Here is an 18414-nt window from a genome sequence, read left to right as displayed (position 1 = left end):
GGGTACCGCTGCCTTAGGGGTTGGCAGGGGCCACGGGTGCTGCATCAGGCGCTGGTGCGGCATCGGGCGCAGGTGCGACGGGATCAACCGTACCAGTGTCGGGCACAACAGCGTCTGGTGCTGCTGCGTCAGGCGCAGGGGCAGTGTCAGCCGGGGCGGCTGCATCCGGGGCGGGCGCGGGCGCGTCTGCTGCCGGGGCGTTGTTGTTTTCAATGCTGACATCCGGCGAGGAAGTCGGGACGACGGACTCGCCATCACGTCCTGCAAAGATCGCATAGGCCAGAAGGGCCACAACGACGAAGACAGCGGCGACGAGAAGGCCGGTGCCGAAGCCACCGCCTGAACTTGGACGCCGTTCGGCAGGCGATTCGACATGAACGCTCGTGCGGGTGTATTCGTCCCGCGGGGCGCCCGGCGCAACGCCGGATACGGGTGAAGCGGAACCGGGTGGGGTGTATTGATCTGACATTTGGATGTCTCCTGCAGATTAAACTCTGCATAGGCAACGCACCCGTTCGCCATCTGGTTCCCAAAGCCGCCCATCAGTGCGCTACCCCGGCCGCCACTGACTCATCGATGAACTGACCTTCCTTGAAGCGCCACATGTTGAACGCCTCGGCCAAGGGGCCGGGTTCGCCCCTTGCTATCAGGTCGGCCATCGCCCAGCCGGAGCCGGGGATCGCCTTGAAGCCGCCCGTACCCCAGCCGCAGTTAATGAAGCAATTGCCAAGGGGCGTCTTGGAGATCAGGGGGGAGCGGTCGCCGGTCATGTCGACGATCCCGCCCCATTGGCGCAGCATCTTCAGGCGGGAGAGCATCGGGAAGGTTTCGACGAGGGCGCGGAGCGTCTCCTCGATATGGTGGAACGACCCGCGCTGGGTGTAGTTGTTGAAGCCGTCGGTGCCGCCGCCAATCACCATCTCGCCCTTGTCGGACTGCGACATGTAGCCGTGGACAGTGTTGGCCATCACGACCACATCCATGCAGGGCTTGATCGGTTCGGAGACCAGTGCCTGCAAGGCCACAGCCTCGATCGGCAGGCGGAAGCCGGCCATCTCGGCCAGCTGGCCCGAGTGGCCGGCGACGACCATCCCCAGCTTCTTGCAGCCGATGAAGCCCTTGGTGGTGTCGACGCCGGTGACCTTGCCACCTTCCGACCGCACGCCTTTGACTTCGCAGTTCTGGATGATGTGCATGCCCATGTCGCTGCAGGCGCGGGCATAGCCCCAGGCCACGGCATCGTGCCGCCCGGTGCCACCGCGGGCCTGCCACAGCGCACCAAGGACCGGGTAGCGCGGGCCGTCGATGTTCAGGATCGGGCAAAGTTCCTTGACCCGGGCGGGCGAGATGAATTCCGTCGCCACGCCTTGCAGGGCGTTGGCGTGCTGGGTGCGGAGGTAGCCGCGCACCTCGTGATGCGTTTGTGCCAGCATCATCACGCCCCGGGGGCTGAACATGACGTTGTAGTTCAGGTCCTGGGACAGCGTCTCATAGAGCGAGCGCGACTTTTCGTAGATCGCGGCGGAAGGGTCCTGCAGGTAGTTCGACCGAATGATCGTGGTGTTGCGCCCGGTGTTGCCGCCGCCAAGCCAGCCCTTTTCGATGATCGCGACGTTGGTGATCCCGTGGTTCTTGCCAAGGTAATAGGCGGTGGCCAGACCATGCCCCCCGGCGCCGACTATGATGGCGTCATATGCCGCTTTCGGTTCGGGCGAGGCCCAGGCGCGTTCCCAGCCCATATGGTGGCGCAGCGCCTCACGGGCGATGGCGAAAACCGAATAACGCTTCATCGGGGCCTCATCACGGGCTGAACGGTGCCGGGTCTGCCGACAGGGTGGGTGTGGAACGATTGCGGGATATAGCCGCACCCGCGAGCGGCACAATCGGGAAATTTGCGACATTTGCCAAGGTGTCGCACGGACTGGGGCGAGGGTGTGGGTCTGAGGCGGGCCATGCGGCCGAATGCCCCTTTCTTGGCGCAGGCAGAACCACTATGTGACGGGCATGCAGGGTGGCGGGATCGGGCAAGTCATGGCGAACACGGGCTTCTGGGCACTGGCCGTGGTGCTGGCCGCAGTGGTGCTGGCGATCCTTGTCCTTGCCGCGCGGCGCGGCGGGACACGCGGGCTGCGCGGTGCGGCGGACATCGTGATCTACAAGGACCAGCTGGCCGAGATTGACCGCGATCTGGCGCGTGGCACGATCACCGCGGATGAGGCGACACGGCTGCGCGGCGAAGTGGGATATCGCCTGCTGGAGGCTGACCGGGCCGACGGCGGCGCGGCCATGGCGCGAAATGACGTGGCACCGGGCGGCATGCCATGGGTGGCATTGGGACTGACGGCGGTCATTGTGCTGGCCGGGTCCGTGTTTGTCTATGACCGCCTTGGCGCGCCGGGCTACCCCGACCTGCCGCTTCAGGCCCGGCTTGCAGGGCTTGATGCCGCGATTGCGGCGCGGCCCAGCCAGGCCGAAGAACTGGCGCGGCTTGGCGTGACTGACGATCCGGCGCTGGCGGCGCTCCGCTCGAGTTTGGCCGGGGAAGCGGATGCCACGGCGCTGCGCGCGGCCTTCGCGTCGCGGTTTGGCGCGGGCGAGATTGGCGCGGCTGTCATCACGTCGGAGCGGTTGCTGACGGTTCTGGGGGCCGACGCCACGGCCGCTGACCATGCCAACCGTGCGCTGGCGCTGGTGGCCGAGGCGCAGGGCTATGTCTCGCCCGAGGCCGAGGCAGAATTGCGCGCGGCCCTGACGCTGGACCTGACGAACGAAGTGGCGCGCTATCTGGTGGGGGAGATGTTCCTGCAGGGTGGCCGCTTTGACCAGGCCTTTCGCTTCTGGCGACCGCTGGCCGAGGATGGCGATCCGAATGCGCCATGGGTGGCATCGATCCGGGAACGCATCGGGATGGTCGCCGATCTGGCGGGTATCCGCTATGAATTGCCGGGCGCTGCCGGACCTTCGGCTGGCGATATGGCGGCGGCGGCAGAGATGTCGCCCGAGGACCGGCAGGCGATGATCGAGGGCATGGTGGCGCAACTGTCGGACCGTCTGGCCAGCGACGGCGGGTCGGTCGAGGATTGGGAGCGGCTGATCCGGTCGCTCGCGGTGCTGGAACGGCTGGACGACGCGCAGAGGATTTATGACGAGGCGATGTTGCGGTTCGAGGGCCGGCCGGCGGAGCTGTCCTTCCTGCGGATGGCCGCGGTGGAAAGCGGATTGAACCCGTGATCCTGACTGACATGGACGCCTTTCTGGCCGCCCTGCCCGCGAACCGGGCGATTGCGGGGCTTGACCTTGGGGACAAGACCATAGGCGTGGCGATGTCGGACCTGCGCCGTCAGGTCGCGACCCCGATCGAGGTGATCCGGCGCGAGAAGTTCACGCTGGATGCAGCACGGCTGCTGGCGCTGCTGGAGGCGCGCGGGGCTTGTGGAATTGTCCTTGGGCTGCCGTTGAACATGGACGGATCGAGTGGCCCACGTGTGCAGGCGACGCAGGCCTTTGCGCGCAATCTGGAAAAGCTGACGCCCCTGCCGATCGGGTTCTGGGACGAACGTTTGTCGACGGTTGCGGCAGAAAGGGCACTGCTGGAGGCGGATACGTCACGCAAGCGTCGGAAAGAGGTGATCGATCAGGTGGCGGCGGGCTATATCCTCCAAGGCGCGCTGGACCGGATGGCGCATATGACGCGGCAACAGGTCGGGGAGCGGGACGAGTGAAGGACGATGTCTGGAAGCGCGACGAGATCGCCTCGCCTTGCGTCAAGCTGTGCGTCGTCCACCCCGAGGCGCGGATCTGCGTCGGCTGCCTGCGCACCATCGACGAGATCAGCCAGTGGTCCCGGCTGAGCCACGAAGAGCGCGCGGTCGTGATGACCGAACTGCCGGCACGGGCACCACTTCTGGCCAAGCGGCGCGGCGGGCGTATGGCCCGGCTGGGGCGCTGAGAGCAACAGATTTCTGGCGGTTTTCTGATGGAGCGCCTTGGCAGGCGCATTCCTTGAGGGTCGCCTGCGCGGCGGAGCGCCGCTTGTCTTCGCGATGGGGGTTTTACCCCCAAACCCCCAGAGTATTTGGAAAAGAGCAACTCAGGGTGCGGTGAGCCAGGTTTCCACGTCGGGCAGAAGCGGCCGCAGATAGGCGATCATCCGGCCTTCGGGCGGGGCAATGTCGCTGTCCTGCCAAGGTGCCACGCCGTGCAGGGTCAGGCGGTGCAGGAGTGTAGCCTCGCCCGGGCGGGCGGGGAGCGTAAGCCTGCGGCAGGTGGCAAAGATCTGGCGGCGGGCGGTCTGGTAGGCGCTGGTGATGTCGATGTCGCCCCAGGTCTGCGGCGGATGGGGGGCGAGGGCTTCGGTCAGGGCTGTACGGAAGATGGTGTGGCTGCCTTCCCAAACGGTAAGCGGGGCGGCTTCGGTGTCGTTCAGGGGCAGGCCGAGGATCCAGGCGTGCGGCTCTTTCACCATGCGAACTTTTTCCGGGCCGATGGGCAGCAGGCCATCAAGGTGGGCGGCATCATGGTCGCGGCGGAAAGCGAAGGCGGCAGAGGATTCCTCGGTCGAGGGTTGGGGATATCCGGGGCGGATTACCGAAAGCTGCGCCTTGTGCAGGGATTGCTGCGGCAGCGGAACCGCTTGCCAAGGGAAGGCGGTCCCGTTCAGGCTGCCGTCGGGGGCATTTGGCAGCGCATCGACGCCGACAAACCAGGTGCCGCCGCAGCGCCACGGGTCAGGGCTGGTGGCGAGGACATCCAGCGCAGCCGCGTGCGCCGCCTTGGCCCAGGCGTGGATCGCCGGATCGGGATCGATCCGCGCCCATCCCCGGTCCATTACGCCGCTGCTTACCATCCGAAAACCTTGCGCAGCATGTTGAGCGCGACCAGCGTCAGGAAGATCGCAAAGGCACGTTTCAGCGGCTTTGGGTTCATCGCATGGGCCAGCCGAACGCCCAGCGGTGTGGTCAAAAGAGTTGTGCCGATGACGACGAGAAAGGCCGGCAGGTTGACTGCCCCCACGGTGAAGGGGGGCGCTTCGGCGATGGGCAGGACCAGGAACCCCATGACTGCAGGCACCGCGATCAACACTCCAAACCCCGAGGCGGTGGCGACGGCGCGGTGGATCGGCATGCCGTAAAGCGTCATGAGCGGCACGCCAAAGGTGCCGCCGCCGATGCCCATCATGGCCGAAAAGAACCCGACCGCCCCGGCCAGAAGGCCACGCACCGGCTGGCCGGGCATGGCGGTCCCCAACCTCCAGCTGTCGCGGCCAAGGGCCATCCACAGGCCGGCAAGCCCCGCCAGCGCGCCAAAGACCGCCTGCAGCGTTAGCGAAGACACCCGCGATGCAACGAAAGTCCCGATGGCCGCCGCTATGACAAGCCATGGCCCCCAGGCCTTCAGCACCGCCCAATCGACCGCGCCTTTGCGATTGTGGGCACTGACGGACCGCAGCGACGTGATGACGATGGTGGCCAAGGCCGTTGCAACGCAGACCTGCATCAGTTGTGGGCCGTCATAGCCAAGGTAGGTGAATGCGTAAAAGAATGCGGGAACCAGCACGATCCCGCCGCCGACGCCCAGAAGGCCACCGACCACGCCTGCGAAGGCACCGATCGCAAGCAGGGCGGCCAGCATGGGCAGAAGTGTTGCAAGTTCGGGCATGGCGCGCACCTTTCCGGTCTTCCGGCGGGCATAGCCCGGCGAACCGGCATGTTCCAGAGCTTGTCCGAGACTTGGCACTGGCGTCGGGGCGCACAGGAGCAGTGCAGGAAAGAACAGTGCAGTTCCGGAGGGGCAAGCCGCCGGGCAGACTATTTCCGGTTTGGACATTTCCGCAGGTGTTGGGAGGCCAGAGCGCAGCAACCGCCGGGTCCGGGGCTGGTCAATCTGCCGGGGTCCATGTATGAGCACGATCCCCGGATCATTGCTTGCGTCCCGGAACCTCAGTCTGTTTACCAAAGCAAAGAGCCCCAAGATGTCAGACCCTATCCTGCGCCCGGCCCTTGTTCTTGGGCTTTTGTCCGCAATCGGACCCTTCGCGATCGACATGTACCTGCCCGCGATGCCTGGTATCGCGGCAGACCTTGGCACGTCGATTCCTGCCATGCAGGGCAGCATCGTGGCCTATTTCATCGCCTTTGGTCTGGCGCAGCTGATCTATGGTCCGTGGGCCGACCGGTCGGGGCGCAAGTCGCCGCTTTATGCAGGTATCGCGGTCTTCATCGTGGGTTCGGTGATCTGCACTGTCGCGCCGACGGTGGAATGGTTGCTGGCGGGGCGCTTTGTGCAAGGCCTTGGCGGCGCTGCGCTGATGGTGGTGCCGCGCGCGATCATCCGCGACATGTATACCGGGCACGCGGCCACGCGGCTGATGGCGGCTGTGATGATGGTCATCTCGGTCTCGCCCATGCTGGCTCCGCTGGCGGGGTCGGGGATCATGGCGGTCTGGGACTGGCGGGCGATCTTTGGCGTACTGGTGCTGGCCGCGGTGGCAAGCCTGACCATTCTTGCGCTGGCGCAACCCGAAACTCTGGCCCCCGCAGACCGCCAACCCTTCAACCTGTCGGCCATGCGGCGGGGGGCGGCGAAACTGCTGACCGACCCGCTTTTCATGGGGCTGACCTTTCTGGGCGGCTTCGGCATGGCGAGCTTTTTCGTCTTCATCGCCTCGGCCAGCTTTGTCTACACGGGTGACTTCGGCCTGTCGCCAACCGGCTTTTCGCTGGCCTTCGCGATCAATGCGATCGGGTTTTTCGGGGCATCGCAGATGGCGGGGCCCTTGGGTCTGCGCTATGGCGCGCCGCGGGTGATGGCAGTGGCCTCGGCCGGGTTCGCCGGGTTCACTGTGGCGCTGTTTGCCTTGGCGCTGGCGGGGGGCGTCAGCCTGCCCGTCTGTGTCGTCGGGCTGTTTCTGGCCAATGCCTGCCTTGGGCTGATCATTCCCACGACCATGGTGATGGCGCTGGACGCGCATGGCGAGATTGCGGGCCTCGCCTCATCGCTGGGCGGCACGCTGCAGATGTTGGCGGGGGGCGTGATGATCGTCGCCGCCGGGCCATTCTTCGATGGATCGGCAACCCCGATGCTGGGGGCAATTGCGGTCTGCGGCGGGTTGGTGCTGGCCCTGTCACGGCTGGTGTCGGCGCGGCAGGCGCTGGTGGCCTGACGGAAGCCTGCTGCGGGGCGTCGCGGTCAGGTCAGGCTGCGGTGGCCAGAACCGCGTCTAGGGCCTGATCAATCGTGTGCAGCCCTGCCCCGTCGCGCGACGCGCCCTCGGACAGGTTCCGCCGCCATCCGCGTGCGCCGGGGCGGCCGGTGAACAGGCCCAGCATATGCCGCGTGATCTGGTGCAGACGGCCGCCATTTGCCAGATGCGCGGCCATGTAGGGGCGCATGGCCTCTACTACGGCAAAAGCGTCTGGCGCGAAATCATCGCCCCAAAGCGCATCTGCCCCGATCAGGGTCGCGGCCGGATCGTGATAGGCGGCGCGCCCGATCATTACCCCGTCAAGACCCGCCGCCAGCACGGCCTTCGCCTGATCCAGCGAGGTGATGCCGCCGTTGATGCTGATGGCAAGCTCCGGGAACCGCTGTTTCATCCGCAGCACAAGGTCATGATCCAGCGGCGGAATCTCGCGGTTTTCCTTTGGGGACAGGCCTTGCAGCCAGGCCTTGCGGGCGTGGATGATGACATGGCGGACCCCTGCCCCGGCGATGGTTTCGATGAACTCAGGCAGGATGGTTTCGGGGTCTTGGTCATCGACTCCGATCCGGCATTTCACCGTGACTGGCACATCCGTTTCTGCCATCATCGCGCGCACGCAGTCGGCCACCAGCGCCGGTCGTTCCATCAGCACGGCACCGAAGCAACCGGACTGCACCCTGTCCGACGGACAGCCGCAGTTGAGGTTCACCTCATCATAGCCCCATGGACGCGACAGCCGCACCGCATGGCCCAGTTCGGCCGGGTCTGACCCGCCAAGTTGCAGGGCAACCGGGTGCTCCTCCCCGGAATAGTCCAGCAGCCGAGGCTTCGGGCCGTGGACAATGGCCGGAGCGGTCACCATTTCGGTGTAAAGCATCGCGCGCCGCGTCATCTGGCGGTGGAAGAACCGGCAATGCCGGTCCGTCCAGTCCATCATCGGAGCGACCGATAGCCTATGTGGTTGCTTTTCCATATTGTTTCTTGGTGTTTCAATCCGTGTTGACCTTCCTATAGCCGATATGTGTGCCGTAGGGAAACCACCCCGACACAGCAAGGCGGCGCCCCTCGCGAGCGATCATGACCTGGCGCGCCAGTTTTCTGCGGTAAGGAGAGAAGCCATTATGCCGCAGGGAGCGCCGGCGTCCTCTCCCGCCTCCGGGCGCTGGCGCAGCACGGCGAGGCCTTGTTGCAAGGCGGCTTCGGGGATGTGAGACATGTCATTCCGGTATTCAGTTTCCAGACATCGAGTGCGTTTCGATGCCTTCGTGCCTCATGGGCAGAACGCGGCCGAGGAATTCACGGATCCGCGCAGCGATTTCGTCCGCGTGCGTCTCCAATGCGAAGTGCCCCGCGTCCAGCAAATGCACTTCGGCGTCCGGCAGGTCACGCTTGTAGGCTGTTGCACCCGCGGGAATGAAGGCCGGATCATGACGCCCCCAAGTGGCCAGCAGCGGCGGGCGATGCGCGCGGAAATACGCCTGGAATTCCGGATAAAGCGCCACGTTGGTGCGGTAGTCGCGGATCAGGTCGAGCTGGATTTCCTCTGCGCCCGGTCGCGCCATATAGGCGATGTCGAGTTCGTATCCATCGGGAGAAAGACGCTCCGGATCGGCTCCGGTGCCGTATTGCCAGTTCCTGATCGTGTCGGCTGACAGCGACGGGCGACAGGCTTCGCGGTTGGCATCGCTCGCATCGCGCCAGTATTCCTCCCACGGCCCCCACTGGTCACTGAAACCGTCGGTGTAGGCGTTGCCGTTCTGGCTGATGATCGCGGAAACCCGTTCAGGGTGACGCATCGCGAGGCGCAGACCGACTGGCGCGCCATAGTCGAAGATGTAAAGCGCGTAGTGATCGAGCGACAGGGCCTCGGTGAACCCTTCGATCACCCGGGCAAGACTGTCGAAGCTATAGTCGAACGTCCCGCGTGGCGGCGCCTTGGTCTGGCCGAAACCGGGCAAGTCGGGCGCGATGAGCCGGTAGCGGTCGGCCAGAAGCGGCATCAGGTCACGAAACATGTGGCTGGCCGTCGGGAATCCGTGCAGCAGCAGGACGACCGGGGCATCGGCCGGTCCAGCCTCACGATAGAAGACCTCGACGTCGCCGATCTGACGGGACCTGTAGCGGATCTTTTTGGGAAAAGTCGGCATATTCAATCTCCTTCGGATTTCCGAGGTTTTCGCCTTCTGGTCTGGGCAAGCCCTCATGGCCGATCAGCGGCTGCTAGGTTTGGTCGGGAATGCGGGCGATCACCTTGATTTCAAAATCGAAGCCGGCGAGCCAGTTAACGCCGACTGCCGTCCATGTCGGGTGGGGAGCCGCTGGGAAGAACCTGTTCTTCACCGGCATGATCGTCTCGAACTGCTTTTCGGGGTCGGTGTGGAAGGTGGTCACATCAATGATGTCGTCGAAGCTCGCCCCGGCGGCCGTCAGGACGGCTTCGAGGTTCTGGAAGGCAAGGTCGACCTGCTTCGCGAAGTCCGGCTCAGGCGAGCCGTCATTGCGGCTACCGACCTGCCCGGCGACAAAAAGAAGATCGCCAGAGCGGACCGCAGCGGAGTAGCCATGCGCTTCATAGAGTGCATGTCGGTTGGCGGGGAAGATCGCTGTTCGTTTAGACATGGTAGGTATCCTTTGTTGGCGTGATGCCTGTCAGCTGAAAGAGGGTGAAAGAACGGCGCGTGGTTGACGGCACACCCCTCACGGCCGACGCAGCCATCGGAGCGGCACCGACCGCAAGCGCCGACGCCGCGATCAGTGCGTCGCGACGGCTGAGCAGCAGGCTCGGTTTGGGAATGGACGGCATGTTTCTGCTCCATGGGTTTAGAAGACCGAACGCCTGCCATCAGGATCGGCTTTTGCGCCACTTTGCTTCGCGATTGGCGTGAATGTGCTTGACGCGGGTCGGTGGCGTTAGTCCGGAACGGCTTGCTTTTCCTTCAACGATTCATTGAAGGTGGTGCTATGGAGACTCTTTCAAACCTTGAAGCCTTCGTGCGGAGTGCCGAGTCCGGCAGTTTCTCCGAGGCTGCCCGCCGGTTAGGGCTGACGCCAGCAGCGGTCAGCCGCAACGTCGCCATTCTGGAGCGCAATCTGGGCGTCCGGCTGTTTTACCGCTCGACGCGGGGGCTGAAGCTGACAGAAGCGGGGGAGAGTTTTCTGGGTTCGGTAGGGGACCCGCTGGACCGGCTGCAGGGCGCGATTGCGGCTGTCACCGCACACGGACCCAAACCGGCGGGTCTTCTGAAGCTCAGCATGGCCCCCTCCTTCGGGGTGGCGCATGTGCTGCCGCTCCTGCCCGGGTTCCTCGCGCAGTATCCTCTGATCCGGGCCGAATGGCACCTTGAGAACCGCGTCGTCGATCTGGTTGCAGAAGGTTACGACGCCGCCATCGGTGGCGCGATTGAGCTGTCGCCTGGCTCGGTTGCCCGAACGCTTGCGCCGCTCCACGTCGTCGCGGTCGCCGCGCCAGATTACATGGTGGGCCGAACCGCGCCGAGCGATCCGGCCGGGCTGGCCGACCTCGACGGTATCGCGATGCGCGTGCTCAGGACCGGCCGGATCCGAAAGTGGACCATGCGCAATGGGGCTGGCCGCGAAATGACGGCGGCGCTTGCCGAGACAATCGTGCTGAACGAGCCGAGCGCGATCCGCGAGGCCGCGCGCCTTGGGCTTGGCGTCGCCCTCCTCGCGGTGGCCGAGGTCTTGTCGGATCTTGAAGATGGTCGCCTGATCCGCCTCTTGCCAGACTGGTATGCCGACGCTGGCGGCATCTCGATGTATTACTCGTCGCGGAGCCTTCTGCCGGCCAAGACGCGGGCCTTCATCGACTGGATCGATGCGGCGTTCCGAGAGAAACGGCTCCCCGAGCGCTTCAGCGGTCATCCGGCTCGGCCCCGTTTGGGTGATGTGTAGCTTACCTGTGGCGTCAAAATTGTTGGCTGAACGGGCTGACGGACCCGCGCCGCGCTTTCCAGCCGGAACTATCCTTCCCGGCGCGCGACAGACTATGCGCGGGCCGGATCGAAGGTCTGGCGCACGATCTCGCAGACGTGCTGCACGGCCCTGTCGAGGTTCTGCCGGGCATGCCATGCCACGTTCAGGGAGAAGCCATCGACTGCGACCGGTGGGGGAAAGACAGCCAGATCGAGATGCGCATGCACAGCGATGCTCTGCTGCGGGAGCATTGCCATCATATCCGTTGCTGCCAGCACTGCCGGGACGAGCTGGAATGATGGCACGACAAGCCCGACGCGCCGCCGGTAACCCATGCTGGCAAGCTGGGCATCGATTGGCGTGCGCACGTCGCCGCGTCCGGAGACAACGACATGCGGACAGGCAAGCCAGGCATCGAGGTCGAAGGCTGCGGCTGCGGGATGGCCCTTGCGCATTGCGACGACGTAGTCGGCATCGAAAAGCGAGCGGATTTCAATATTCTCGATCTCGCGATCAAAGACCGCGATTGCAATGTCCGTATCCCCGTCCAGAAGCTCCCGCTTTACCGCGTCCTGACCAAGCCAAGGTCGGAACACCACTGTGATGCCCGGTGCGGTCATTGCAAGACCCTTGACCAGCGGACAGGCCAACAGGGCAGCGGGATCGTCCGCTGTGGTGATCCGAACCACGCGCTCAATCTGCTCCAGAGGCATTTCCTCCGGATCCAGCAAGGTCTCCACCTCGGTCAGGATGGACCTCAACGGTGCGCGCAGCGTCTCTGCCAGTGGAGTGCGCGCCATGCCCCCGCGTCCACGCTCCAGCAAGCGGTCGCCGAAGAGGTCACGGCACCGCTGCAGAGCGCTCGATACGGCGGGTTGGGACAGGTTCAGCCGGTGCGCCGCACGGCTGACATGTGCCTCGTCAAGGAGCGCGTCGAGGATGACGAGTAGGTTCAGGTCGATGCCACGTAAATTCATACTCTGGATAATAGGATATACTTTATATCCATTGGAAGAATTTTCTTGGCGGGACCATCTTTGGATCATTCACAAGCCGAAGGAGGCCACCATGACCCAAACTCTCATCCTGCTCTTTCACCCCGACATCGAGAAATCGAAAGCGAACGCGGCCTTGCAAGCTGCTGCCCAGACCATCCCCGGTACGCGGGTGGTAGACATCCGGGCCCGGTATCCCGATGGGGTGATCGACATGCACACGGACAGTGTGTCAGAAGCGCGCGCGCTTCTGGAAGCTGACCGGATCGTGTTGCAGTTTCCGCTTCAGTGGTATTCGACCCCCCCTCTACTGAAGGCCTGGCAGGATGCGGTCCTGACGCGGATGTACTACATTCACCCGCATACAGAAGGTGACAAGCTGGCCGGCACGCCGCTGATGATCGCCGCGACAGCGGGGAACACGCCGGGCGCCTACGGCCGCGGCGGTGCCAACCACTTCACCATGGACGAACTTCTGGCGCCGCTGAAAGCGACAGCCCTGCGTTGCGGCCTGCCGTGGCATTCTCCGCACTTGGTCTTCCGAGCCGACAGGCTGGAGCCTGCGGAACTGGCCGCCGCCAAGGATGACTATATCCGCGCCCTGCAGGGCTTCATCGCGGCGACGCCCGCCCGCACCCGGAAGGCGGCCTGAACCATGAGAGAACAGACCCACGACACTCTCACCGATCTTGGCCTTGGCACGCCTGCCCCGTTCATTGCTGCGGCATACGGCCTGCCCGCGCTTCTGGGCGTTCAGTTCCTCCTCGCAGGTCAGGCGCTTTTTGGTGGTCTATCCTGGGACCTTCACGGCGCGATCGGCGGCGTCATTGCCGTCCCGGTTCTTGCACTTCTCTGCTACTCCCTTGCCGTGCCGCGGCTGCGCGGATTTGGATGGTGGACCGGGGTGCTTGTGATCGCCTATGGAGTTCAACTCGTACTGGCAATGTCTGGAACTGGCGCCCTCGCCCTTCACCCCTTCAACGCGGCACTGCTGCTGACGGCCTCACTTGTTTTCCTGTTAAAGGTCGAGCGCCGCCGATCCGCACAAACCGACGGAGACTGACCCAAGCGACTTACGTGACAAGAATTCCTGCGCGCAGCATGGCATTCAGAGCACCGGGAGCCTGCGCCTTTTCGTGATGTCGCTTCAGACGTTGCGAAGGCGCTGCCCCTCGGTGTGGCGTTGGGCCCACAGACCGGGCGCTATCCCCTCTTGGCGAAGGAAAGCCAATGTGAACGCGCTGGCCGAGCCGTAGCCGACCCGATGCGCGATTTCAGCGTTGGTGAGGTGACCGCGTAGAAGGAGGTCGCGCGCGACCGCCATTCGCCACGCCCTCACATATTCCATGGGCGCGCAGCCGAGCGCGGACCTGAAGCGGTCAAAGAAGGCCGAACGTGACATGCCGGCCTCTCGGGCCAGTGCCGTTACCGTCAGGGCACTATCCGTGGCGTGATGGATCCGATGCAGCGCGGCAGCAAGCCCCGGGTCTGACAATCCACGCAACAGTCCCGGCGGCCGCTCGTGACCGGGGCTTGACCGCAACGCCTCAATCATCAGGACTTCCAGCAACCGTTCGAGGATCATGGCGCGGGCGGCCCGGTCGGCGCGTGTCTCGTCGTGAATCATTGGCACAAGTGCGCTCAGCCGGTCGTGCCCAGAGACATGGATCATCTGCGGAAGCAGGGAAATCAGCAGGGCCCGGTCTGGCGCGTCGAACCGGCAGTGCCCTACCAAAGCCCGCATCTCGACCGGGCTGTCCGCCGGGCCAAGTCGGAATATGCCCGGTCCTGTTTCGAGCGGAAGCCGCGCCGCGCCAGGTTGCGGCGGGACTTCGCTGGTCATCGTGAAACTGTCCAGTGCCGGCACCATGATGAAGTCGCCTGCCTCCAGCATGACCGGCTGCCGCCCCTTGACCACCAGACGCGCGCGGCCTTCGACTATGGCTGCGTAGAACGTGCTGACCATGTCGGTGCGTTCGACCTGCCAGCGCCCTCCGGCCACAATCATCTTCGAGATTTCCGGACGAGGTTTGAGAAGCGCGACGACGCTGGACAACGGGTCTGGGGCAAGTTCGGGCATCCGTTTGGACTTTCTATAACGAATTATGGATTTCTGAATATAGATGGTCCGACCTTTCGGGTCTATCTCCCCATCACACAGAAAAGGAGAGGCCTTATGCCCCGTATTCTTATCACCGGTTGCTCCTCGGGCTTCGGACGAGCCATCGCTGCACGCTTCCTGGACGAAGGCTGGGAGGTCATCGCGACGATGCGCACCCCCGCAACGGACGGATTGCCCAACTTGGATCGGCTTCGCATCCTTTCGCTGGACGTGACACAGCGCCTGAGCATCGAGGCCGCGCTGGCCGAAGCCGGGCCCATCGATGCGCTGGTCAACAACGCCGGCGTCGGGATGCTGAATGTGCTGGAAGGTGCCGAGATCGACAAAGCGCGCGAGCTTTTCGACATCAATGTTCTCGGCACAATGGCAATGACACAGGCTGTAATGCCCGCAATGCGCCAGCGCCGAAATGGCGTGATCGTCAACATCAGCTCCAGCGTCACGCTGCGCCCGTTGCCTGCGCTGTCGATCTACTCTGCAAGCAAGGCGGCGGTGAATGCCTTCACGGAAAGTTTCGCACTAGAAGCCGCCGAGTTTGGCGTACGGGCTCGTCTCGTTCTGCCGGGCAGCGCGCCGGAAACGTCTTTCGGCAAGAACGCCGTGACGCGCATGGGCATGGACGTGCCCGATGCCTACGGCTCCTTCGTCCAAGCCTATTTCCAGTCGCTGCGGAATGCGACCGAGAAGACGTCGGCCCTTGACGTGGCGAACGCGGTCTGGCGCGCCGTCACCGATGTCAACGCCCCGATGATGCTGCCGGCAGGAGCCGATGCCGAGGCCCTATACCGAGAAGCGGGTCGCTGCGCGGCGTGAAGCGCCCCTTCCTCAACAAGGCTGCGGCGGTCGGTAAGACCTGCCGTGCCTTCTCATGGAGACTACAAGAATGAACCGTTTGATTGACCTCGCCCGGCAACTGCCGGCGCCCGAGGCTGGAATGACCGTCGCCTATACACCGATCCGGCTGACCCTGCCGAACCGTCCCGCCCTGGAACTGCGGCTGACCGCGCCAGCATCGGGCCGTGACCTTCCCATCGTGCTATTTTCCCACGGGCACGGGCCGTCGCAGTACATTCCCTCGAAGGACGGCTACGCCCCGCTGGTCCAGTTCTGGGCAGAACGCGGCCTTGCAGTCATCCAGCCGACCCACGCAAGCTCACGAGTGGGCGGGCTTGGCCCCGAGCGGCCGGAGGCACCCTTTTACTGGCGCGAGAGGGTGGCTGAACTGCGCGCGATCCTTGACCAGCTTGACGAGGTGGAGCGACAGGCTCCAGCGGTGGCGGGGCGCCTGAACCACGATCGGATCGCGGTCGCCGGGCATTCATTCGGAGGCCACACGTCGGCGCTTTTGCTTGGCGCACGGCTGCAGGGGGAGGATTTTTCCGACCCGCGGATCGGAGCGGGTGTCCTGTTGGCTGCCCCCGGTCGGGGTGGAGGCGATTTGACCTCGGAAAGCGCTGCACTATTTCCCTTCTTCGATGTGGATTACAGCGCGATCCGAAAGCCGATCCTCGTGGTCTGCGGAGCCGAGGACAATCCGCACTTCACACCGCGCGGCCCCGACTGGCATGCTGACGCTTTCACTGACGCCCCGGGAGCGGACGCCCTGCTGACCGTTTCAGGGGTGGGCCACGGACTTGGAGGCATCGCAGGCCTGGACGCCAAGGAGACCGAGGCCGAGGTGCCTGACGCGCTGGAAGCGACGCGACGCCTGACATTGGCTTGGCTTTGCAGGAGTTTTGGCATCGACATGAAGTTGTGGGACGAGGGACGAGCCGGCCTGAACGGCGCAGCCGCAGATCTGGCAGTTCTGGCTGAAAAGCGCGGCTAGCTTCGGCGACAGCAGCTGTTGCCGGTAGGCACCGGACTCTGCCTCATCCGTTTCACGGGTGTTAACCCGAATGGCATCTGTCCCAACTCACCGCCTGTCGCGTCAGTGTGCGGGAAGAAGACACGAAAGCCGCCCTGTCAGGCGGCGTCGATCGCGGGCACTTCGACCGCGGCATGCTTGCGTTGCTGAGCCATGATTTCGGTGAAGGACAGGCTCGGGTTCGCCTCAGCCAACATGCCGACCTTCATCCAGAACTCGGCTTGGGCGTTGATCGAGCGGCACATGACTGCGCTTGTCTTGCGCAGTTCCTCATGCAGGTGGTCGGCGATCTTCACGATGCCCATTCGGATCAGTCCTTTTCGTCAATATACGAATCATATATGTATCGTATATTCGGTGTCTTCGCCCGTCAATCGGCAGCCACCGACAAGACAATAGCACCAAGAAGAAAGGACATCGGGTGGAAACCTATATCAACGTGCCTGTCGCTCCGCCCGCGCACAGCGCCCGGAGGACCGAGAGCATCAAGCTTTACGGACCGGACGCATTCGCCGGGATGCGCCGCGCCGGGGCATTGACCGCGAGATGTCTAGACGGCGTTGCTGCTCTTGTCCGGGACGGCACGCCTCTGGCCGAGATCAACACTTTCGTCCTCGACTTCGCCGCATCGCATGGCGCCAGACCTGCGACACTGGGTTACAAGGGCTACGAATACGCCTGCTGCACATCGATCAATCACGTTGTGTGCCACGGTTTTCCGAATGCAAGAAAGCTGCGGGAAGCCGACATCGTGAACGTGGACGTGACGCTGGTCCTTGACGGCTGGTATGGCGACTCCAGCCGCATGTACGCTGTCGGACGCCCGAAGAGAGCAGCCGAGCGGCTGGTCCGCATTGCCCATGAGGCGATGATGCGAGGCATCCGGGCGGTCCGTCCGGGCGCTCGGCTGGGCGATATCGGCCATGCCATCCAGAGTTACGCGGCCCTGGAGCGATGTTCGGTAGTCCGCGACTTTTGCGGTCACGGAATCGGGCAAGTGTTTCACGACTCGCCCAATATCCTGAATTTCGGCAGACAGAACACTGGACCAGAGCTTCGAGAGGGGATGATCTTCACGGTAGAACCGATGATCAATCTGGGGAGGCCGGACGTGACGATGCTATCCGACGACTGGACCGCCGTGACGCGGGACAGGTCATTGTCGGCCCAGTTCGAGCATTCGATCGGCGTGACCGCAGAAGGGTTCGAGATCTTTACCCTCTCGCCCCAAGGACTGCATGCCCCGGGCGTCGACCTTGCAGCCGTTCATGCCTGAACGGGTGGCCGTCTGGTTGGCTTCGCTTGCTAGCGCCCCGACCGATACCATTGATTAAGCAGGAAAGAAGATGGTGTATCAGGAAGAATTGACCGCTCCGGGCCCGATGGGCCTGCTCAAGGGGACCCTGACCCTGCCGTCCGAACATGGGCCGCTTCCGAACAAGACGCCGGTGTTTCTGATCGTGCCCGGCTCCGGACCAACCGACCGCGACGGCAATTCGCCTCTGGGCATCGCGGCTGCGCCTTACAGACTGCTTGCCGAAGCGCTGGCCAGGCGGGGCTATCCTTCGGTCCGCATCGACAAGCGCGGCATGTTCGGTTCCGAGGGCGCAATTTCAAACCCGAATGACGCGACAATCGCAAGCTATGGCGACGACCTTCTTGCTTGGACAAACGCGATCCGGGAGCGGCTGCCCGCAGAAAAAGGCACGCGCTGCGTCATCCCCATTGGACACAGCGAGGGCGGCCTTGTCGCCCTTTCAGCCATGGCGCGCATGCCAGGCGATTGCGGGTTGATCTTGATCGCAAGCATAGGCCGACCCTTGGACGAGGTGATACGCGAGCAGCTGCGCGCCAACCCTGCGAATGCACCTTTCCTGGAGGAGTCCGAAACAGCGCTTGCGGCGCTGAGGCGCGGAAAGCGGGTCGATGTGAGCGCGATGAATGCCGCGCTACTCCCCCTTTTTGCGCCAGACGTTCAGAGTTTCCTGATCGACGCGATGTCCTACGACCCGATGAAACTGGCAGCCCAAATCAGGGCTCCGATGCTCGTGGTCCAAGGCACACGCGACCTGCAAGTCAGCGTCGCGGACGCACGCATGCTGGCAGATGCGGCGCCCCGCTCCACGCTCGCACTGGTTCCGGACGTCAATCACGTCCTTAAGCTTGTGGCATCCGATGATCCCTCAGCGAACCTTGCGACTTACGCCAATCCAAACCTGCCGATTTCTTCTGAGGTCGTGGATGCCGTTGCGACATTCGTTGCAGGAATAACTAAAGAGTAGAAGGTAGCCATCCG

Annotated in this window: 22 protein-coding genes; 11 read left to right on the top strand and 11 right to left on the bottom strand. The window is 64.0% G+C overall.

Annotated features, from left to right (window positions below; all coding sequences use genetic code 11):
- Nucleotides 1–13: 13 nt before the first annotated feature.
- Nucleotides 14–469, bottom strand: coding sequence for a hypothetical protein (locus EI545_RS17950; RefSeq protein ID WP_125326733.1), 456 nt, complete (start codon nt 467–469; stop codon nt 14–16).
- Between the two features lie 73 nt (nt 470–542).
- Nucleotides 543–1790 (bottom strand): sarcosine oxidase subunit beta family protein, encoded by a 1248-nt coding sequence (locus EI545_RS17945; protein ID WP_125326732.1) that lies wholly within the window; start codon nt 1788–1790, stop codon nt 543–545.
- A gap of 172 nt (nt 1791–1962) precedes the next feature.
- Between EI545_RS17945 and ccmI the strand changes: the two genes are divergently transcribed.
- From ccmI to EI545_RS17930, 3 genes are read left to right on the top strand one after another with little or no spacing between them, the layout of a single operon-like run.
- Nucleotides 1963–3231 carry a c-type cytochrome biogenesis protein CcmI gene (ccmI, locus tag EI545_RS17940; protein ID WP_125326731.1) on the top strand — a complete coding sequence of 423 codons (1269 nt, stop codon included), beginning with the start codon at nt 1963–1965 and terminating at the stop codon, nt 3229–3231.
- 11 nt (nt 3232–3242) lie between these two features.
- Nucleotides 3243–3722 carry a Holliday junction resolvase RuvX gene (ruvX, locus tag EI545_RS17935; RefSeq protein WP_425471652.1) on the top strand — a complete coding sequence of 160 codons (480 nt, stop codon included), beginning with the start codon at nt 3243–3245 and terminating at the stop codon, nt 3720–3722.
- On the top strand, nt 3719–3949 hold the full coding sequence (locus EI545_RS17930; RefSeq protein WP_125326729.1) for a DUF1289 domain-containing protein: 231 nt from the start codon (nt 3719–3721) through the stop codon (nt 3947–3949). Before ruvX ends, EI545_RS17930 begins: the two co-directional genes overlap by 4 nt.
- Before the next feature lie 141 nt (nt 3950–4090).
- On the opposite strand, the gene EI545_RS17925 is transcribed toward EI545_RS17930, so the two are convergent.
- A complete protein-coding gene (locus EI545_RS17925; protein WP_125326728.1) occupies nt 4091–4828 on the bottom strand; it encodes a hypothetical protein in 738 nt (245 codons plus the stop codon).
- Nucleotides 4829–4839: 11 nt separating this feature from the next.
- Nucleotides 4840–5658 (bottom strand): sulfite exporter TauE/SafE family protein, encoded by an 819-nt coding sequence (locus EI545_RS17920; RefSeq protein ID WP_125326727.1) that lies wholly within the window; start codon nt 5656–5658, stop codon nt 4840–4842.
- 313 nt (nt 5659–5971) lie between these two features.
- Here EI545_RS17920 and EI545_RS17915 point away from each other — a divergent pair, with 313 nt between their 5' ends.
- Nucleotides 5972–7162: a multidrug effflux MFS transporter gene (locus EI545_RS17915; RefSeq protein WP_125326726.1), complete on the top strand. Its 1191-nt coding sequence runs from the start codon at nt 5972–5974 to the stop codon at nt 7160–7162.
- Nucleotides 7163–7193: 31 nt separating this feature from the next.
- Here EI545_RS17915 and dusA read toward each other — a convergent pair whose 3' ends face one another.
- From dusA to EI545_RS17895, 4 genes are all read right to left on the bottom strand, one after another.
- Nucleotides 7194–8138, bottom strand: a complete 945-nt coding sequence (gene dusA / locus EI545_RS17910; RefSeq protein ID WP_245990163.1) for a tRNA dihydrouridine(20/20a) synthase DusA — start codon at nt 8136–8138, stop codon at nt 7194–7196.
- Between the two features lie 292 nt (nt 8139–8430).
- The gene (locus tag EI545_RS17905) at nt 8431–9348 is read right to left on the bottom strand and encodes an alpha/beta fold hydrolase (RefSeq protein WP_125326724.1); all 918 of its coding nucleotides are present in this window, start codon (nt 9346–9348) and stop codon (nt 8431–8433) included.
- A 73-nt stretch (nt 9349–9421) separates the two neighbouring features.
- Nucleotides 9422–9820: a RidA family protein gene (locus tag EI545_RS17900; protein ID WP_125326723.1), complete on the bottom strand. Its 399-nt coding sequence runs from the start codon at nt 9818–9820 to the stop codon at nt 9422–9424.
- Nucleotides 9813–10004: a hypothetical protein gene (locus EI545_RS17895; protein WP_125326722.1), complete on the bottom strand. Its 192-nt coding sequence runs from the start codon at nt 10002–10004 to the stop codon at nt 9813–9815. The genes EI545_RS17900 and EI545_RS17895 overlap by 8 nt, the downstream gene beginning before the upstream one ends.
- A 158-nt stretch (nt 10005–10162) precedes the next feature.
- Between EI545_RS17895 and EI545_RS17890 the strand changes: the two genes are divergently transcribed.
- The gene (locus tag EI545_RS17890; protein WP_125326721.1) at nt 10163–11113 is read left to right on the top strand and encodes a LysR family transcriptional regulator; all 951 of its coding nucleotides are present in this window, start codon (nt 10163–10165) and stop codon (nt 11111–11113) included.
- Nucleotides 11114–11205: 92 nt separating this feature from the next.
- Here the strand turns inward: EI545_RS17890 and EI545_RS17885 are convergent, their stop codons facing one another.
- Entirely contained in the window at nt 11206–12111 is a 906-nt protein-coding gene (locus tag EI545_RS17885) for a LysR family transcriptional regulator (protein ID WP_125326720.1), read from the bottom strand.
- Between the two features lie 91 nt (nt 12112–12202).
- On the opposite strand from EI545_RS17885, the gene EI545_RS17880 reads away from it, so the two are divergent.
- A complete protein-coding gene (locus EI545_RS17880) occupies nt 12203–12781 on the top strand; it encodes an NAD(P)H-dependent oxidoreductase (RefSeq protein ID WP_125326719.1) in 579 nt (192 codons plus the stop codon).
- Nucleotides 12782–12784: 3 nt separating this feature from the next.
- The gene (locus EI545_RS17875) at nt 12785–13192 is read left to right on the top strand and encodes a DUF6220 domain-containing protein (RefSeq protein WP_125326718.1); all 408 of its coding nucleotides are present in this window, start codon (nt 12785–12787) and stop codon (nt 13190–13192) included.
- 84 nt (nt 13193–13276) lie between these two features.
- On the opposite strand, the gene EI545_RS17870 is transcribed toward EI545_RS17875, so the two are convergent.
- On the bottom strand, nt 13277–14185 hold the full coding sequence (locus tag EI545_RS17870) for an AraC family transcriptional regulator (RefSeq protein WP_245990161.1): 909 nt from the start codon (nt 14183–14185) through the stop codon (nt 13277–13279).
- Between the two features lie 120 nt (nt 14186–14305).
- On the opposite strand from EI545_RS17870, the gene EI545_RS17865 reads away from it, so the two are divergent.
- Entirely contained in the window at nt 14306–15064 is a 759-nt protein-coding gene (locus EI545_RS17865) for an SDR family oxidoreductase (RefSeq protein WP_125326716.1), read from the top strand.
- Nucleotides 15065–15134: 70 nt separating this feature from the next.
- Entirely contained in the window at nt 15135–16079 is a 945-nt protein-coding gene (locus EI545_RS17860) for an alpha/beta hydrolase family protein (RefSeq protein ID WP_125326715.1), read from the top strand.
- Nucleotides 16080–16216: 137 nt separating this feature from the next.
- On the opposite strand, the gene EI545_RS17855 is transcribed toward EI545_RS17860, so the two are convergent.
- Complete coding sequence (locus tag EI545_RS17855; RefSeq protein WP_125326714.1) at nt 16217–16423, bottom strand: ParD-like family protein; 207 nt, start codon at nt 16421–16423, stop codon at nt 16217–16219.
- A gap of 116 nt (nt 16424–16539) precedes the next feature.
- Between EI545_RS17855 and map the strand changes: the two genes are divergently transcribed.
- Both map and EI545_RS17845 read left to right on the top strand, forming a co-directional pair.
- A complete protein-coding gene (gene map, locus EI545_RS17850; RefSeq protein ID WP_425471590.1) occupies nt 16540–17394 on the top strand; it encodes a type I methionyl aminopeptidase in 855 nt (284 codons plus the stop codon).
- Nucleotides 17395–17464: 70 nt separating this feature from the next.
- A complete protein-coding gene (locus tag EI545_RS17845; RefSeq protein WP_125326713.1) occupies nt 17465–18400 on the top strand; it encodes an alpha/beta hydrolase in 936 nt (311 codons plus the stop codon).
- The last annotated feature ends 14 nt before the right edge of the window (nt 18401–18414 follow it).

The organism is Tabrizicola piscis, from assembly GCF_003940805.1.
Classification (GTDB): Bacteria; Pseudomonadota; Alphaproteobacteria; order Rhodobacterales; family Rhodobacteraceae; genus Tabrizicola; species Tabrizicola piscis.
This window is presented reverse-complemented; position numbering and strand designations above follow the sequence as displayed.

Coding starts and splice junctions, on each gene's coding strand:
- ruvX (WP_425471652.1), top strand. CDS start 3,243: ATGGACGCCTTTCTGGCCGCCCTGCCCGCGAACCGGGCGATTGCGGGG.
- ccmI (WP_125326731.1), top strand. CDS start 1,963: ATGCCCCTTTCTTGGCGCAGGCAGAACCACTATGTGACGGGCATGCAG.
- EI545_RS17875 (WP_125326718.1), top strand. CDS start 12,785: ATGAGAGAACAGACCCACGACACTCTCACCGATCTTGGCCTTGGCACG.
- EI545_RS17880 (WP_125326719.1), top strand. CDS start 12,203: ATGACCCAAACTCTCATCCTGCTCTTTCACCCCGACATCGAGAAATCG.
- EI545_RS17890 (WP_125326721.1), top strand. CDS start 10,163: ATGGAGACTCTTTCAAACCTTGAAGCCTTCGTGCGGAGTGCCGAGTCC.
- EI545_RS17925 (WP_125326728.1), bottom strand. CDS start 4,828: ATGGACCGGGGATGGGCGCGGATCGATCCCGATCCGGCGATCCACGCC.
- EI545_RS17865 (WP_125326716.1), top strand. CDS start 14,306: ATGCCCCGTATTCTTATCACCGGTTGCTCCTCGGGCTTCGGACGAGCC.
- EI545_RS17915 (WP_125326726.1), top strand. CDS start 5,972: ATGTCAGACCCTATCCTGCGCCCGGCCCTTGTTCTTGGGCTTTTGTCC.
- EI545_RS17855 (WP_125326714.1), bottom strand. CDS start 16,423: ATGGGCATCGTGAAGATCGCCGACCACCTGCATGAGGAACTGCGCAAG.
- EI545_RS17905 (WP_125326724.1), bottom strand. CDS start 9,348: ATGCCGACTTTTCCCAAAAAGATCCGCTACAGGTCCCGTCAGATCGGC.
- EI545_RS17895 (WP_125326722.1), bottom strand. CDS start 10,004: ATGCCGTCCATTCCCAAACCGAGCCTGCTGCTCAGCCGTCGCGACGCA.
- EI545_RS17860 (WP_125326715.1), top strand. CDS start 15,135: ATGAACCGTTTGATTGACCTCGCCCGGCAACTGCCGGCGCCCGAGGCT.
- dusA (WP_245990163.1), bottom strand. CDS start 8,138: ATGATGGACTGGACGGACCGGCATTGCCGGTTCTTCCACCGCCAGATG.
- EI545_RS17950 (WP_125326733.1), bottom strand. CDS start 469: ATGTCAGATCAATACACCCCACCCGGTTCCGCTTCACCCGTATCCGGC.
- EI545_RS17845 (WP_125326713.1), top strand. CDS start 17,465: ATGGTGTATCAGGAAGAATTGACCGCTCCGGGCCCGATGGGCCTGCTC.
- EI545_RS17945 (WP_125326732.1), bottom strand. CDS start 1,790: ATGAAGCGTTATTCGGTTTTCGCCATCGCCCGTGAGGCGCTGCGCCAC.
- EI545_RS17900 (WP_125326723.1), bottom strand. CDS start 9,820: ATGTCTAAACGAACAGCGATCTTCCCCGCCAACCGACATGCACTCTAT.
- EI545_RS17885 (WP_125326720.1), bottom strand. CDS start 12,111: ATGAATTTACGTGGCATCGACCTGAACCTACTCGTCATCCTCGACGCG.
- EI545_RS17920 (WP_125326727.1), bottom strand. CDS start 5,658: ATGCCCGAACTTGCAACACTTCTGCCCATGCTGGCCGCCCTGCTTGCG.